The 15,721-nt window shown below is 29.7% G+C and carries 14 protein-coding genes; all 14 read left to right on the top strand.

All coding sequences use genetic code 11. From position 1 onward, the window contains the following. Positions 1 to 45 precede the first annotated feature (45 nt). The 14 genes from AWN65_RS09375 to AWN65_RS09310 all read left to right on the top strand — a co-directional run bounded on the left by AWN65_RS09375 (position 46) and on the right by AWN65_RS09310 (position 15,640). Complete coding sequence (locus tag AWN65_RS09375) at positions 46 to 510, top strand: mobile mystery protein A (protein ID WP_060382928.1); 465 nt, start codon at positions 46 to 48, stop codon at positions 508 to 510. Next, positions 501 to 1,097, top strand: coding sequence for a mobile mystery protein B (locus AWN65_RS09370; RefSeq protein WP_060382927.1), 597 nt, complete (start codon positions 501 to 503; stop codon positions 1,095 to 1,097). The genes AWN65_RS09375 and AWN65_RS09370 overlap by 10 nt, the downstream gene beginning before the upstream one ends. A gap of 16 nt (positions 1,098 to 1,113) precedes the next feature. Beyond that, complete coding sequence (locus tag AWN65_RS09365; protein ID WP_060382926.1) at positions 1,114 to 1,983, top strand: hypothetical protein; 870 nt, start codon at positions 1,114 to 1,116, stop codon at positions 1,981 to 1,983. Positions 1,984 to 2,068: 85 nt separating this feature from the next. Beyond that, positions 2,069 to 2,368, top strand: a complete 300-nt coding sequence (locus AWN65_RS09360; protein WP_060382925.1) for a helix-turn-helix transcriptional regulator — start codon at positions 2,069 to 2,071, stop codon at positions 2,366 to 2,368. Between the two features lie 104 nt (positions 2,369 to 2,472). Next, a complete protein-coding gene (locus AWN65_RS09355; protein ID WP_060382924.1) occupies positions 2,473 to 3,285 on the top strand; it encodes a hypothetical protein in 813 nt (270 codons plus the stop codon). A 620-nt stretch (positions 3,286 to 3,905) separates the two neighbouring features. Continuing rightward, on the top strand, positions 3,906 to 4,274 hold the full coding sequence (locus AWN65_RS09350; RefSeq protein ID WP_060382923.1) for a hypothetical protein: 369 nt from the start codon (positions 3,906 to 3,908) through the stop codon (positions 4,272 to 4,274). A 98-nt stretch (positions 4,275 to 4,372) separates the two neighbouring features. Next, positions 4,373 to 5,278, top strand: coding sequence for a hypothetical protein (locus AWN65_RS09345; protein ID WP_060382922.1), 906 nt, complete (start codon positions 4,373 to 4,375; stop codon positions 5,276 to 5,278). Between the two features lie 6 nt (positions 5,279 to 5,284). After that, positions 5,285 to 7,273, top strand: a complete 1,989-nt coding sequence (locus AWN65_RS09340; RefSeq protein WP_060382921.1) for a TonB-dependent receptor — start codon at positions 5,285 to 5,287, stop codon at positions 7,271 to 7,273. Positions 7,274 to 7,296: 23 nt separating this feature from the next. After that, complete coding sequence (locus AWN65_RS09335) at positions 7,297 to 8,181, top strand: MbnP family protein (RefSeq protein WP_060382920.1); 885 nt, start codon at positions 7,297 to 7,299, stop codon at positions 8,179 to 8,181. Between the two features lie 262 nt (positions 8,182 to 8,443). Further along, the gene (locus AWN65_RS09330; protein ID WP_060382919.1) at positions 8,444 to 9,478 is read left to right on the top strand and encodes a cytochrome-c peroxidase; all 1,035 of its coding nucleotides are present in this window, start codon (positions 8,444 to 8,446) and stop codon (positions 9,476 to 9,478) included. 26 nt (positions 9,479 to 9,504) lie between these two features. After that, entirely contained in the window at positions 9,505 to 9,873 is a 369-nt protein-coding gene (locus AWN65_RS09325; protein ID WP_060382918.1) for a hypothetical protein, read from the top strand. Between the two features lie 553 nt (positions 9,874 to 10,426). Then, the gene (locus AWN65_RS09320) at positions 10,427 to 12,568 is read left to right on the top strand and encodes a TonB-dependent receptor (protein WP_060382917.1); all 2,142 of its coding nucleotides are present in this window, start codon (positions 10,427 to 10,429) and stop codon (positions 12,566 to 12,568) included. 89 nt (positions 12,569 to 12,657) lie between these two features. Next, positions 12,658 to 14,226 carry a PepSY domain-containing protein gene (locus tag AWN65_RS09315; RefSeq protein ID WP_235588306.1) on the top strand — a complete coding sequence of 523 codons (1,569 nt, stop codon included), beginning with the start codon at positions 12,658 to 12,660 and terminating at the stop codon, positions 14,224 to 14,226. Between the two features lie 58 nt (positions 14,227 to 14,284). Then, positions 14,285 to 15,640, top strand: a complete 1,356-nt coding sequence (locus tag AWN65_RS09310) for a glycoside hydrolase family 19 protein (protein ID WP_060382915.1) — start codon at positions 14,285 to 14,287, stop codon at positions 15,638 to 15,640. The last annotated feature ends 81 nt before the right edge of the window (positions 15,641 to 15,721 follow it).

Here is a 15,721-nt window from a genome sequence, read left to right as displayed (position 1 = left end):
AATATATAAGCTTACATTTGTTTGTAATTTTCAACATATAGACTGATGAAAGAAAAGAAAAGATTATTGCTGATTGAACAATTAGATGCAAAAATTCAATGTTTCAATACTATTGAAAGTACTATCTCTCCTTCTACAGGTTGGATAAAACCCATTAGAACCGCTCTAAAAATGTCGTTACGCCAATTAGGAAATAAAATGAAAATAAGCCCTCAAAGCATCAGCGAAATGGAAAAGAGGGAAGCTAATGGAACAATTACGCTTAATACTTTAAAAGAACTGGCTTATGCTTTAGATATGCGTTTAGTATATGGATTTGTTCCTAATAACGGTTCTATAGAACAAATGATTGAAAAAAGAGCGTTGGAAATCGCTAAGGAAATTGTAGGACGCACACATATTACGATGACTTTAGAAGACCAACAAAATTCTAATGAACGTATTCAGAAAGCCATAAAGCAAAAAGCAGAAGAAATTAAATATGAAATGCCAAAATATTTATGGGATTAACTATTGACTATATCAATGGTCAAACGCCATTAAGCGAAGAAGAAATGGAAGGCTTAAAAATCCCTTCTATAACTACCCGAAAAGAATTAGACGAATTTGAGCAACTTAATATTGAAAAGGCTATTGAGTGGACGCTCCGTGCAAAACTTAAGCCTGAACAGTTATTCAGTGAAAAATTTATAAAAGACCTCCATAAAAAAATGTATGGTGATGTTTGGAAATGGGCTGGGAATTTCAGAAATTCAGAAAAAAATATTGGTATAAAAAGTTATATGGTTACTATGGCACTAAAACAGTTACTTGACGATGCTTTATTTTGGTATCAAAACAACACTTATCCACAGGATGAAATGGCGATACGATTCAAACACCGCTTGGTAAGCATACATTGTTTTCCTAATGGCAACGGCAGGCATTCCAGATTAATTGCTGATTTGATAGTAACCAAACTTTATAATGCCAATTATTTTACGTGGGGCAGGAGCAACCTTGTACAAGCTAACGAAACAAGAACGGATTACATTAAAGCATTAAGACTTGCAGACAATCAAGAGTATAGTGCCTTGATTGAGTTTGCTAGAATTTAAAAAATAATTTGATTTTATGAGTAATAAAATATTTGAAAATGACTGCTTAAATCTTAATTCAACTATAAATGGTTTATTAACCGAAAAAAACATTGAAGGATTTATTTTTAACTTTTTTAATAAATATGAAAATAACGTTTTAGACATAAATAATTTAAAATGCGAAATCAAATTAAATAAAGATTATAAAAGTGAAATCCTTTATAATTCAAAATCATATAGTATTTGCAGGGATTCAAAATTATTTGACAAAATAAAGAATGAAATTATTCTGCGTGATGATGAAATCGAATTAATAAATAGCAGTTATTTTGAAAGCAAATTGGATTTGTTATATAAAAACATTTCAAAAAAATTAACGGAATTTCATATAAAAAACAAAGAATTATATAATGATGAAATGATTTTTTTTTATGATGAAATTTTAAATCGAATGAAGGATAATTTTTATAACTCATATAATTCTGGTCTGATAAAAAATTTCAATGAATTAAACATAAACTATTTTAGAACTTTAACTAAAGATAGATTTACATCCTTTGAAAAAACAATCAAATTATTTAGACAATCTCTTGAAATTATAGAGCCTAAAAATATCGATATGAATTGGATAAATATATTCAAAAAGGCGGAGGATTATTATAGCTTTAAAAACCTTATAAATGAAAGAAACATCATTAATCATTATTTAGACATTTCATTTTTTTTCTTTCAATTACTTGATGATGAAAAGATTTATAAAGTACCGCATTTATATTTTGTTGATTGGTTATTTAGAAACCAATTGATTAATCAAAGTCAAAAAGAAAAATTTGAAGACAAAAGAGGGTTTGAGAAAAATTCACATTCTGAAAGCAGATTAAATATTTACAATAAATACTTTTAATTAGTTCGGAAAAATCCGAACAATCCGTTTTTTTTACCGAAAACAGGCGTCTTACTTTTGTTCTAAATAATTAAAAAAGATGCTTATGTTAGAAAAAACAAATCAATTACTAGTCCAACTTTCAGTTGGCGACCTACAACAACTTATTAAAGAAGCGGTAAAAGAAGAATTAACTCAAATTACTTCTATGTTACCGCTTGCACCTCAAGAAACAGTTCCCAAAACTGATTTGCTATCAAGAGAGGAAACCGCCAAAATGTTAGGGGTTTCAACTACAACTTTATTTTTATGGAATCGTGATGCTATACTAAAAGCCAAAAAAATTGGTCGAAGGGTCTACTATTTCAAAGACGAAGTACTAAACAAACTAAAAGCAAGCGCATAGCTTATTTCTAGCCGTTTTCAGGCACTAATACAATTTATTTATCACTAAATATTCAAGCGTTGTTATCACATCGCCTAAACCTTTATTTTTTAAAAATTAAAAGAATGAAAACATATACAATATTAAAACCCAAAAACTTACATCTTGAAAACCGTGTTAACCGTTTCAAGCCTGATTTTAATTTCAATTTTGAAAAAGCCTATCTTTTAATCTATTTGGTAATCCTTTTCAGTAACAAAAAGACTAACACAAAAAAAGTGGAACTCTATTCAAAAACGCTTGAAAAACTGTTTGGCAAAGATTATCATAAGTATATAAACTATCTGTCGGAGAATTTTGGCGGAGTTGGCAATATTTTAAACCGTTACCCTTATTCTGAAAACCATAGTTTTAGTTATATACTGCGAGATTATTTTTATGAAAATGGATTTGAAATTGTAACTATTACTGATTACAAACTAATCAAAAAGTATAAAAAACTATTTGTAAGACAAAAGACAAGTAAAAACATACAAAAGCAGTATCATTTTTTACTAAAACATTTCAAACGGGAAAAACTAACAGTTCATAATCCGCAAAACGCCATTGATTCAATTCCGTTTTCAGAAAGGGGAAAATATATAAAAAAGGCCTTTAAAATTATGAAACACGAATTTTCATTAGTACTAAAAGCAAAAACTGATGGCAGGGTACATACCAATATTTTAAGATTAAAAAAAGAATTAATAAAGTATTTACGCTATGAAAACGAAAGTCTAGTTGAAATCGACGTAAAATCCGCAGTTTTATTTTTGCTGTATTTAATGTTGAAAATGTTTCAAAACCATCAAATAAGTTTCAATATAACAATTCACCTGTCATTTATATGTTCGATGAAATTACGACAGCTATTGATTATACTGGGCTTAATATTATAAGCGGACAAATTATATGAGAAATTTAGTAATGAATTTTTTAATAATTCAATTTATGAAAATCAAAGCTTGACTTTTGGTAAGGTAATGAAATACTATCTAATACAATTTTTTAAAACTTGAGGCTATTTGTTTGATGTTGATATAGATGATTTAAAATGTTTTGCGAAAAAAGAATATTGTCAGATATAAGTGAATTGCTTATGCTTAAAAAACTATTTATAGAAGGATAATAACAAGAAAATTTATATACGTACACCTATATGTAACATTCTCCTGTGTTTGGTCGGCTAAAAAACACCTTTTACTGCCTCACCTTATTTTAAGTCTTTACTTTGTGCGGGTGATAGTATAAAATTTTAAAAATAAATAGAATTGTATGAGTTTACAAATATAAAAAGTAGAATATAACGTAAAAAAAATATTATTTCAAAAACAAATTGTTAAATGATAAATATCATAAGGGTTTAATTAAGATTGGTTTACATTTGTTTTACCTTATAAAAAAAGAATTATCGCATTTAAGTTTTATTAAAAAACCGATTGTGTTTGATCATAAAAAAGAAAACCAAATTTGTTTTTTAGTAAAGCTTATCTAAATTGTATACATTTGTACTTTAATAATGAAAGGGTTATATACCATATTGGCTTTTTTAATACTGTTGCGTCCTGTAATGCCAGTTATTGATTATGTAGTAAATTACAACTACATAGCTGAGGTATTGTGTGTAAATAAAGATAAACCTACGTTAGAATGTAATGGAAAGTGTCACTTAATGAAAGAGTTGGCAAAAGTTTCTGAAACTGAAAAACCCACACCAGATAAAAAAAATAACCTTTCAGAACGATATGAAATACTATTTTGTCAAAGTATTTTTGAGTTTGAATTTATAAAACCTATTGATATACAAATTCACCCATTTAGTAATTATACAAATTGGTATCAACTTCTTACTAAATGTAGTATCCTCAAACCGCCTATTTTTAGATAATTATTTATCGTCCCAATTTTTTTAATCGCGTACAGATGCTATAACATTTTAGCACTGTTCACTTGCGTTTTGCATAAAAAATAATCATTTAAGAAAGTATGAAATTTCTAAAGTATTGGAGTATTGTATTGGTTTATACAATGACTTCTTGTACATTGGAAAAAACAGATTATGAAGCAGAAATAGCAACTGTGGTAACTGAATACGCTGCTTTTAGAGAAGTTACTTCTTTAAAAGTAGGTAATTATAATATTTGTATTGAAGCACTTAACGGAACTTTTTATAAAGGATATAACGAAATTCATGTAAAAGTTTTTGATTGCAATACAAATAAAACAGTAGTTCCTACTTCAGTATCTTTTTTACCAATTATAACATTGGCAAATGATACAAAATCATCTTGTCCTCATCAATATAATATGAAGTACAAACCAGCAGAAGAATATTTTGCAGGGTATTCTGTCTTTACTGATGAAAATAAAGAAGGAACTTGGCAAATAAATATTAAAATGACAATCAATAACCAAGTGATGAGCGGTACCCAAACGATTCCAGTTCTTCCTCAAAAGAATAAAAATCTAGGTATGACCACTTTTACGGGAAATGATGGCGAAAAATATTATATAGCTTTGGTCGCCCCACAAAAACCTAAAGTAGCAGAAAATACATTAATTGCAGGAATTTATAAATACAATAAACCTACAATTTCGGAACCCAATGAATATTCTTTTACGGAAGTTAGGAATCATACGTTAAAGTTAGATCCAAGAATGCCAGAACCCTCTATGGGCAATCATTCGTCTCCTAATAATAAAGATTTGACACAAGAACAAGATGGTTTCTATCACGGTATAGTTAACTATACTATGACGGGCAATTGGACGCTCAATATGATATTATTAGACTCAAACGGAAAAGTAATAAAAGGAACCAATGTTCCAGAAGACTTTACTCCTGGAGTTCAAGGATTAAAGAGCTCTCTTTTTATTGATATTCTATTCTAAGACCTTATGAAAAAAATAGGATTACTAATATTTGTTAGTATTTGCTTTTTAACAAATGCACAAAGTATAGAGGTTAATAAGGATTCAGTAAAAGTGATAAAAGAAATTTATTTGAAAAAAATTCAGAAAAAAAAGAAGATCGAAACAGATCTAAAATTGGCAGTTTCAATAGACGAATTTCTAGCATCATCTCATACGATATCTTTTGTAAAAAGAGGTGCGTATGCTTGGGAACCATTATTAAACAATATGAGTAGCGAGCGTTCCACAATTACTATTGATGGGATGCACATTTTTGGAGCCTGTACAGATAAAATGGACCCTGTTACCTCCTATCTAGAAGTAAATAATTTAGCTACTATTGATATCAAATCAGGACAACAAGGAGGATTACACGGATCCACTATTGCAGGAAATATCAATTTAGTTAGAAAAAATAGCTCTTTTACTGAAAAAACAAAAATAGTAGGCAGTTTTCAAGGAGGATTTGAATCCAATAACCACCAGCTTTTTAATTTGGGAAATATAGCTTTTACAAACAACAAATTTGTGTTAGATGGAAGTATCGCTTATAGAGAAGCAGGTAATTATTTTGATGGTAAAAATAGAGAAATAAAACATTCTCAATACTCTAAATTCAACTCCTCATTAGGTTTAGCTTATAAAACAGGATTGCTTTCATCTTTAAAAGCGGATGTCGTTTTTGATATGGCAAAAAATGTAGGATTTCCTGCCTTGCCTATGGATTTATACCTTTCAAGAACCCTAATAACATCAGCCGCTTATAAACAGCTTTTTGATGACAAACGAATCAAAGTATGGGATACGAAAGTATACTTCAATGCTATTGAGCATTATATGGATGATACAACGCGCCCTGAAAATTTGGTTCACATGGATATGCCCGGATGGAGTACAACCTATGGATTGCTTTCTAAAGTAAGCACGAGAACTAATAAACTCTCCTCAGAATTTCAGTTCAATGCGTATACTAATTTATCCATTGCAGAAATGAGAATGTACCCACAGGACCGTAGCAAAAGAACAATGTTTGCCTATAGTTGGCCTTGGGTAACTACACAATTTGCAAGTGTAGCTGTACAGAACTCATGGGATTTTTCAACAGAACGTCAGTTGTCTTTTGGTGCTTCTTTAGGAGCTCATTACAACTTTTCTAAATACATAGAATTTAATAGAATTTTTTATCCAAATAGTTCTCAAGAAAAAAATCGAATTTTGCCTAGTCTTAATTTAAATTATCAATACAAGAAAAAAGAGTATCATTTTTCTGTAGGTACAGGATATGGCCATAGAGCACCTTCTATTTCAGAAGGATATGGCTATTATATCTACAATAGTTTTGATAGATACGATTATATAGGAAACCCAGATTTAAAAAATGAAATTTCCTATGAAGTAAATGCAAGTGCAGGCTATAAAAATGCTACTATAGGATTAGAAGCTAAGGTTAACCATTTTTACATTGAAAATTATATTGTGGGCAAAATCCTAAATATAGGAAGTCCTATGAATTACCAATCTATAGGCGTGAAAGGGTACACTTCCTTAGATCATGCAAAACTTTATAATGTAGTAGTAAGCTCCTTTTATAACTTAGGAGAACATATTCGTTGGGAAGGCTCACTAACTTACGCCAGAGGTATAGATAGTAAAGGGATTAACCTCCCGTTCATTAGACCATTAAGTTATCTAACTTCCCTGCAATATAAACATTGTAATTTTGGAGCAAGAACAGCTATAAATGGTGATTTAGATCAAATACATTACAGCTCTTTATACGGTGAAGATCAAACACCTAAATACCTATTATGGGGAGCCTCAGTAGATTATGCAATTCTCTTTAACGAATACAAAATAACATTGCAAACAGGGGCAGAAAACATATTAAACGAAAATTATAGCACGTATGCTGATTGGGGAAATATTAATAGAATGGGACGAAATATTTTTATCTCGTTAAAACTCAATCTTTAAAAAAAATAAACACTTTAATTATTATGAAAAATTTTAAAAAATATTATTTATTAGCTATATCATCATTCTTATTTTTATCTTGTAGTAAAGAAGAAGATCAAAAAATACTTGAGCCAAACACATTTGCTAATGATGTAACATTGGTTTTTGAAAACACCTTCAAAAGTACCCCTATTGTACTTGGAGAACCTACTTCAACCGCTGTAACAACGAACGTTTCAGTAAACAACCAAAAACACCTCTTTAAAGAGCTAAAGTATGTAGTTAGTAATATAAGACTGATAAAAGAAGATGGTACAGAAGTGCCTTACAACGTATCAAATCTTGATTTAGGAGCTATTGTAATAGATCAATCAAAGCCTGAAACACTAAGTTATACTTTATCAAAAATCCCTTATGGTAATTATAAACAAATTAAATTTGGCTTAGGAGTAAAAAGTGATTTGAATAAAGTAGATCAAACAAAATTCCCTAAATTTTTTGCTAACGCTGGAGAAAATAAAACACAAATGATGTGGGAATGGGGAGCAGGTTATCGTTTTGTGAAAATTGAAGGTTATTATAGTGATGAAAACAAACCTCTTTCAATTCATACAGGAAGTACTGAAAAAAAAGATCCCAACAAAAATTTTGTTCAAGGAGTAGATGCTTATAGAGATATTACCTTGAATCTTCCAGTACAAGCAATTGTGAATAAAATGAACCCTAAAATTACTATAAACGCTGATTTGGATAAGTTATTAAGCGGAACAGAAAAAATAACGCTGATAACGAATGATAAAAATGATAACAATGCAACCCCAAGTGTTCATTCAGCTGTACAAATGATGCGTTTTGTAAACAATATAGGAGGAAATGGTACTACAAATGTTACAGGTATGTTTTCTGTTAGTAAAGTTCAAAATTAAAGATTAATATGAGGGGATCCAAAAGAACACAAACGTTTTGTTTTACTTATAAAGAGAAATAAAATAACGTGAGTAATAGTTTTATACTATAATCAAAAACAAGAAACTATTGTTTTTTTTGAGTCCCCTCTTTTTGTCATTTTGATATGACGGTTTGAGTATGCAAATAATATGTTCATTGAGTACCTATCATGAATCAATGTTGATCAAGTAAATACCAAAAATAGAAGCATACGATATTTACCGTTAAAAAAATAAAAAAATGAAATCATATATTTTACTTTTAATATTAGTATCTACCTTATACTCTTGTTCTAAGGACAAAGAAATAGACGTAGAACCAACATTTATTTCTGAATTTAATAATCCAGAAATTTTCATAGAAACACCTAAGTATTTTCCTCTATTGAATGGTTTTTTTCTTAAAAATAAACCCACAAAATACGGTGTACAGTTAGGCGAAAAATTGTTCAATGATAAAAGATTAAGTAGTAATAACTCTATTTCATGTGCAAGTTGCCACATTCAAGAAAATGCGTTTACAGATAAAAAAACAAAAGCGATCGGAATTTTAGGACGAGTAGGATTACGTAATACACCTCCAATTCAAAATTTAGCCTTTATGAATTTTTATATGTGGGATGGAAACGAATTAGAATTAGAGCACCAACCTATCGTACCCATTATTACGAAAGAAGAAATGGGGTCTTCTATTCTAGAAATAATAACAAAAATACAAGGAGACAAAGAGTACCAAGAACTATTTAAAAAAACGTATGGAGAGGATAAAATAACACAAGAAAAAATATTTAAAAGCATTGCACAATATGAATACACTTTAGTCTCTTCTAATAGTAAATATGACCAAGTCATGAAAAAAGACCAAGATTTTACTCCTAATGAAAAAAAAGGATATGAAACGTTTAAACAAAAATGTGCCAATTGCCATGCCACAGAATTGTTTACAGATCAATCGTTTCGAAATATAGGGTTTCCTGTAAATCCTGATAAAGATGAGGTTGGAAGAGCAAGAGTAACAGGAAAAAAAGAAGACATACAAGCTTTTCGAGTACCCTCTTTAAGAAACATACAATATACAGCTCCCTACGGAAGTTTTGGGCAGTTTGCCTCATTAAAAGAAGTATTAGATTATTTTGATAAAGGCGTTTTAGATGCAGATAATTTAGATCCTATTCTTAAAAATAAAAACAACAAAATTGCATTAACAGAAGAAGAAAAAACAAATCTTATTCACTTCATGAATACATTAAGTGATCCAACATTCATTAAAAAATAATTTTAAAAATCAGTTACAAACCCTAAATGAAATTTACCCTTCTAATATTAGTTTTATCATTTTTGCTACGTCCTGTAGAACCTATGGTTTCTTATATTATAAACTATGATTATATAAGCAACGTATTGTGTGAAAACAATGATAAACCTGAATTAAAATGCAATGGTAAATGTTATTTACAAAAACAAATGGCTAAAATAGCCGAAGAAGAAAAACCACTTCAAAAAGACACAAAACAAGTAAAACTAGAACACGAAACCTTGTTTCTTTATCCCGTTTTAGAAAGTTTAATACCCATCAAAATTTTTAATTTTCAAAAAAATCATTTTGTATATACCAACCTATATAACTTTTTAAAAGAAAACCTCATTTTTCACCCGCCTTCTTTATTTTAGAGGATTTTCAAAAAAAATATTTTTTAATAAAGCTTCATTTGTATTTCACAATAGAAGAAAACATATTATTAACTTTGTCTGATTTTCGTTCCTTTTTTTGAACCAAAGAAAAAAACAGAACAAAGTTAGACAATACATCCTTTTTTTGAACCTTCCTTGTCAGTTAGCATAATAGGTATAATTATCTAAAAATAAAAACCAAGTAATATATTGTTAGAGAATACAAAAAAAACGACCTCTACAAAAGCTATTTATTAAATAAAGATAAAAACAAACAAGGTTTTTTCTTTTTAGATAAAAAACCTCATAATCTTATGTCTTAGTCTAAAAAAACATAGTATTCATTTCATATTATGTATTGGACTTTATGATGCAAATAAAAAGAGTAAAGAAGATAAAAAAGATCCAAAATTTTCCACAAATGAAGTTTTACTACATTCAGGACAAAAGAGGAAGAACCTTTTTAGATTCAAAATCATTTTATCTGTAATAAATTTCTAATACGTAATCTGGGGATAAAAAGAATAGTATGCTATAAAACAAAAATCTTCCAATGAAAATAAAAATAAAGATCATTACTCTTTTAGGAGTTATGAGTGTATGTGCACAAAATAAGAAAAATCAAGACACAACAAAAATCAACCAGATAGAAGAAATAGTTGTAACATCTAGTAGAATACACACTAAAAAAACAGAAACACCTGTTGCTATTTCTAAACTCACAGAAAAACAAATTACAGAAACAAAAGCAACAGCTGTGTATGAGTTAGTAAATAAAACAGCAGGCGTTTTAATGACTAATTTAGGAAATGAACAACATAGTATGTCCATCAGACAACCCATGACAACAAATGCTTATTTTTTATATCTAGAAGACGGTTTACCTATTCGTCCCCTAGGTGTTTTTAACCACAATGCATTATTAGAAATAAATCAATTCAACATTGAAAGTATAGAAGTAGTCAAAGGTCCTGTTTCCTCATTATATGGGCCAGAAGCCGTAGGAGGAGCTGTTAATTTTATTTCAAAAAAACCGTCTGATAAACCACAATTAAAATTAGGATATCAAGGCGATCAATTTCATTTCAACCGCTTTCAAGCAATGGGTTCAGGAACTATAGGTAGGTTAGGATACCACATTGCCAGCTTATCATCCGTTCAAAAAAATGCTTGGATGACCTATTCAGACTATGATAAAAACAATATAAACGGGCGTTTTGATTATACTTTTAATCCCAATCATAAACTTATTGCTACGGTTTTTTATGGAGAATATTATACCCAAATGAGTGGAAGTGTAAATGAACAAGATTTTTATGAGAGAACCTATAAAAGCCAAACTAATTTTGCTTACCGAAAATCAAAAGCATTGCGGACAAAATTAATCTATGAACTAAACTGGAATCAGAATACTATGACTTCTCTAACAACTTTTATGCGAGAGAACCAATTAGGTCAAAATCCATCGTATGCTATTAGACTCTCAGAAGATAAAAAAACTGCTACAGGAGAAATTAATTCTAATAATTTTACCAGTTATGGTATTGTAGCACAACACAATCAAAAGTTTAATTGGCTTAATACAACCCTAGTAGTAGGAGGCTTATTAGATCGTTCTCCTATTGATTATGAGTCGTATAGAACGGATTTACAACCTATACTAAAACCAGAAACTACAATTGTTTCGCAATACGATTTTATTGCAGAACGACCAGATATTAGATTAAAAGTATACAACGGAACCATCTACAATTACGCAGTTTTTACACAAATAAAAACCATGCCTATAAAAAATCTCGTTCTTACATTAGGAGGACGATATGATAAAATGAATTTAGATTATTATAATGATATTAGTAAAAAAAATGGGACAAAAGATTATAATCAATCCACTTTTAAAGCAGGAATTAATTATAATCCATTAAAAACAGCAGGTTTTTACGCTAATTACTCACAAGGTTTTTCGCCTCCTAGTGTTTCTACTATTTTTGAAATCAAAGCAGGTACAGGAGGAAAAACAGGAGTTCCAGCTGAATTTAATTACGATCTAAAGCCTGCATTATTTTATAATTATGAAATAGGAGGTTGGTTATCCCTAATAAATACCAAATTAAAAATAGATTATTCTTTGTACTATATGAAAGGGAAAAACGAATTAATCAACACCCGTTTAGTAGATAACTCAACAGATTATCGCTCTGCGGGAAAAACATTACACAAAGGAGTAGAATTTGGATTAAATTATGGCATCTCAAAATCTATTAATCTCAGAATAGGAAGTGCTTACTCAGAACATCAATTTGTAGAATTTGAGTTTCCAGAGAAATCTTTAGAAGGAATAAAAAATTTAAATGGGAAAGAAATGCCTTCAGCACCACGTTGGATAGCTAATTCAGAACTTAGTTACCATCCAAAAGAGTTGCCAAATTTTAGGATCTCAGCAGAGTGGCAGTACGTTTCAAGTTTTTATCAAGATCAAATTAATACAACAAAATACCAAGGATATAACGTAATCAATGGAAGAATAGGCTACAAAATAAAAGGAATAGAAGCCTATTTAAATATAATAAATCTTACAGATCAATTATATGCTTACAATGTATCTAGAGGAAACTCATCAAAATCTTCCGCAAATTATACAGTCGCAGCACCCAGAACTTTTGTTTTTGGTGTGCAATACAACCTATCCTTATAAACTCAATAAAAATATGAAATTTCTAAAATTCTAAACCCATAAGACATTAATAATACTTTGAGTTTTAACTCATGAAACCCTGTACAATAATGATAAAAACAATTATTCAAAAAATAAATAAAAAAATAAAAAAGCGTATTTATAAAGGACATAAATTACTAGCCTATATAACCTTTATTCCCGTTATATTGTGGTGTTTTTCAGGAATTATGCACCCATTTATGGCACATTTTTTTAAACCCCAGATAAAAAATGAATGGATTGAACCAAAGGTAATTAACATACCCAAAATACAAGTTTCTCTAAAAGAAATTTTGAGAAAAGAAAAAATTGAAACCTTCAAAAACTTTCGTTTCATTGAAATGAATAATGATTGGTTCTATCAGATAAAATTGATAGATAATTCGCTGGTTTATTTTAGTGCCACCAATGGCAAAAAAATAGAAAAAGGAGATGAAAAATATGCACAATATTTAGCACAATATTTTTTAGAGGATTATCAAAGTAAAATTTTAAAAGTCGAATACCTCACAGAATTTGATCATCAATACAAATATATAAATCGCTATTTACCCGTTTATAAAATTACTTTTGATAGAAGTGATAATATGCAAGTATATGTAGAAACAACCTCCAGTAAATTAGCCACCTTTAATCCGCTTTCGAGACAAGTTTTTATATGGTTTTTTGATACCTTTCATAATTGGTCATTTTTAGATGCTATTACAACCAATGAAATACGAATAATCCTTATGATTATTTTGCTAGGAACCATTATCGCATCTGCTTTATCAGGAATTATTATATACGGTTTTTTTTGGAAAATTTTTAAAAAAACACAAATTTCATCGGAAAACAAAACCCGGATTCACCATCGAAAATTAGGAATGTGGTTTTCTCTACTAACCATTGGATTTGCGTTTAGTGGAGCATTCCATCTAACAAAAAAGTGGAATCCAAAGCCTGTTCAAGATATGGTATATGAACCTGTTTTGAATAGCAATAAAATAAAAATAAATCCAATAGAAATTGCCGTTAATAAAACAAAACTTCAAAATGTAAGCCTCATACAATTTGAAGATACAATTTATTACCGTTGCCAATTACAAGCTAATTTTAAATCTTTTGACCAAGACAAATCCAAAAAAGAAAAAAAGAAATTAGCTCCTGTAGCAGATGTTGTATATCTAAATGCACAATCTAACACTCTTGCCAAAGGTCTAGATCTGAAATATGCGGAATTTTTAGCCCATTATTTTGAAAATCCTTCAGTAGAAAACGCTCCTTGTTGTGAAAATCAAACCTCAGAAGAAACTAAAACGTGTGCTATTGATAGTGTTGAACTACTAGAAATTAAAGTTCTAACTGATTTTGATAATAGGGAATACGGTTTTGTAAATAAACGATTACCTGTCGTAAAATTAGCATACAATACTCCTGAAAAAACAACATACTTCGTAGAAACAGCAACTTCTAGAATTGCTTCGGTGATACAGAAAACAGATAGAACAGAAGGATACTCATTTGCAATTCTTCATAAATTTTTATGGATGGATTGGGCAGGAAAACCAATACGTGATTTAGTCATGACATTTGCAGCTATTACATTGCTAATATTAACTTTTTTAGGGATTAAATTATTAATTAAAAAAGAATAAATTTTTGTATTACAATCAAGATTGGTTAGTTTTATAAAACTAACCAATCTTTGTATTTATGAATTTTAAATTACTCAAATTCCGTTTTTTAACAACTGTTTTTGCCTCTTTCCAATTACTGCATTCTCAACAAAATTTGTCAAGTATAGCGGATAAACAAAGTTTGTTAACAAACGTCCAATGGGAATCGTTATTTCCTAATCGAGCAGGATTAGCTTCTGGGCATCCACAAGGATATAACACAGATTTTTTTTCCTATAATAATTTTATACAAGCCCGTAACGAAATGGCTGATTATTGGGTTAAAATTAGAAAAAAACAAGGTGTATATGGAGAACTCATAACCATAACTAAAAAATCTTCGCAAGTAGTCTATAATTATTCACAAGTAGACCCTTCATGGTATGCTAATACAACAGCTGAAACCGTCATTAATGTTGATTTTGCAGATTTTGTTAATACCTCCAACACCTTAAATAATACCCGAGAATTAGGCGCCTTTTTAGCGAATATATCAAAAGAAACCACAGGTGGATGGCAAACACCAGTAGGAGGAGGAAGTTTAGGAGATTACGCTAAATGGGGATTGTATTTTGTACATGAATTAGGATATAATACAACTAATTCAGCAGGAGCATACAGTCAAGCCAGTACAGAATACCCCGCCAATCCTACAAAAGGATATTACGGACGAGGACCTATTCAATTGTCATGGAATTATAATTATGGACAATTTAGTAAGTTTTTATACAACGACAAAAATGTGTTATTAGATAATCCTGATTTAGTACAACAAGATGGCGTTTTAGCTTTTAAATCAGCTATTTGGTTTTGGATGATGCCGCAATGGCCTAAACCTTCTTGTCATCAGGTTATGCACGATCTTTGGGTGCCAAGTATAGGAGAATATACTATGAACAAAATGTATTTAAAAGGATTTGCTCATACGAATAACATTATTAACGGAGGATTAGAATGTAGAGGTTCATCTAGTGCTGCTTTTACTCTAAAAGTAGTTTTACGTTCTGATTTATATAAATATTATTTGGGAATATTAGGCTTAAATCCTAATCAAATAGCTGCGGAAGATTCTGGACAATATACTACTACTTGTTTTCAAGATGCTTCTAACGCCATGCAAGACTATCAGAGTGCAAATGTTTTAGCAGCGAAAGGATTTGATCTAGAAAGTTTTTCTTATGGTCCTAATCCCGTTCAAGAAAATCTTAAAATAAAATATAAAAAAACGATAGATCAAATAAATGTCTATGGATTAGATGGGAAAGAAATTCAGAAATTACGTGTTCAAAAGGCAAATTTTGAATTGGATTGTAGCAAATTTGAAAAAGGAGTTTATTTATTACAAGTTATAAGCGAAGGGGAATCGGCAATTTTTAGGATTATAAAAAACTAACCTTCTGGAATATAGATAAAAACGATCTAAAGAAATGTTTTAGTACTCAAATTATCACATCGACCATACGGGAAGTCACAT

Source organism: Flavobacterium covae (assembly GCF_001534645.1).
GTDB classification, from domain to species: domain Bacteria; phylum Bacteroidota; class Bacteroidia; order Flavobacteriales; family Flavobacteriaceae; genus Flavobacterium; species Flavobacterium covae.
The sequence above is the reverse complement of the archived record's forward strand: the minus strand, read 5'-3'. Positions and strand labels throughout refer to the sequence as shown.

Bases quoted from the DNA above. Each gene is read 5' to 3' on its own strand.
- AWN65_RS09325 (WP_060382918.1), top strand. From the start codon at position 9,505: ATGAAATTTACCCTTCTAATATTAGTTTTATCATTTTTGCTACGTCCT.
- AWN65_RS09340 (WP_060382921.1), top strand. From the start codon at position 5,285: ATGAAAAAAATAGGATTACTAATATTTGTTAGTATTTGCTTTTTAACA.
- AWN65_RS09345 (WP_060382922.1), top strand. From the start codon at position 4,373: ATGAAATTTCTAAAGTATTGGAGTATTGTATTGGTTTATACAATGACT.
- AWN65_RS09315 (WP_235588306.1), top strand. From the start codon at position 12,658: ATGATAAAAACAATTATTCAAAAAATAAATAAAAAAATAAAAAAGCGT.
- AWN65_RS09350 (WP_060382923.1), top strand. From the start codon at position 3,906: ATGAAAGGGTTATATACCATATTGGCTTTTTTAATACTGTTGCGTCCT.
- AWN65_RS09375 (WP_060382928.1), top strand. From the start codon at position 46: ATGAAAGAAAAGAAAAGATTATTGCTGATTGAACAATTAGATGCAAAA.
- AWN65_RS09330 (WP_060382919.1), top strand. From the start codon at position 8,444: ATGAAATCATATATTTTACTTTTAATATTAGTATCTACCTTATACTCT.
- AWN65_RS09320 (WP_060382917.1), top strand. From the start codon at position 10,427: ATGAAAATAAAAATAAAGATCATTACTCTTTTAGGAGTTATGAGTGTA.
- AWN65_RS09370 (WP_060382927.1), top strand. From the start codon at position 501: ATGGGATTAACTATTGACTATATCAATGGTCAAACGCCATTAAGCGAA.
- AWN65_RS09335 (WP_060382920.1), top strand. From the start codon at position 7,297: ATGAAAAATTTTAAAAAATATTATTTATTAGCTATATCATCATTCTTA.
- AWN65_RS09355 (WP_060382924.1), top strand. From the start codon at position 2,473: ATGAAAACATATACAATATTAAAACCCAAAAACTTACATCTTGAAAAC.
- AWN65_RS09310 (WP_060382915.1), top strand. From the start codon at position 14,285: ATGAATTTTAAATTACTCAAATTCCGTTTTTTAACAACTGTTTTTGCC.
- AWN65_RS09360 (WP_060382925.1), top strand. From the start codon at position 2,069: ATGTTAGAAAAAACAAATCAATTACTAGTCCAACTTTCAGTTGGCGAC.
- AWN65_RS09365 (WP_060382926.1), top strand. From the start codon at position 1,114: ATGAGTAATAAAATATTTGAAAATGACTGCTTAAATCTTAATTCAACT.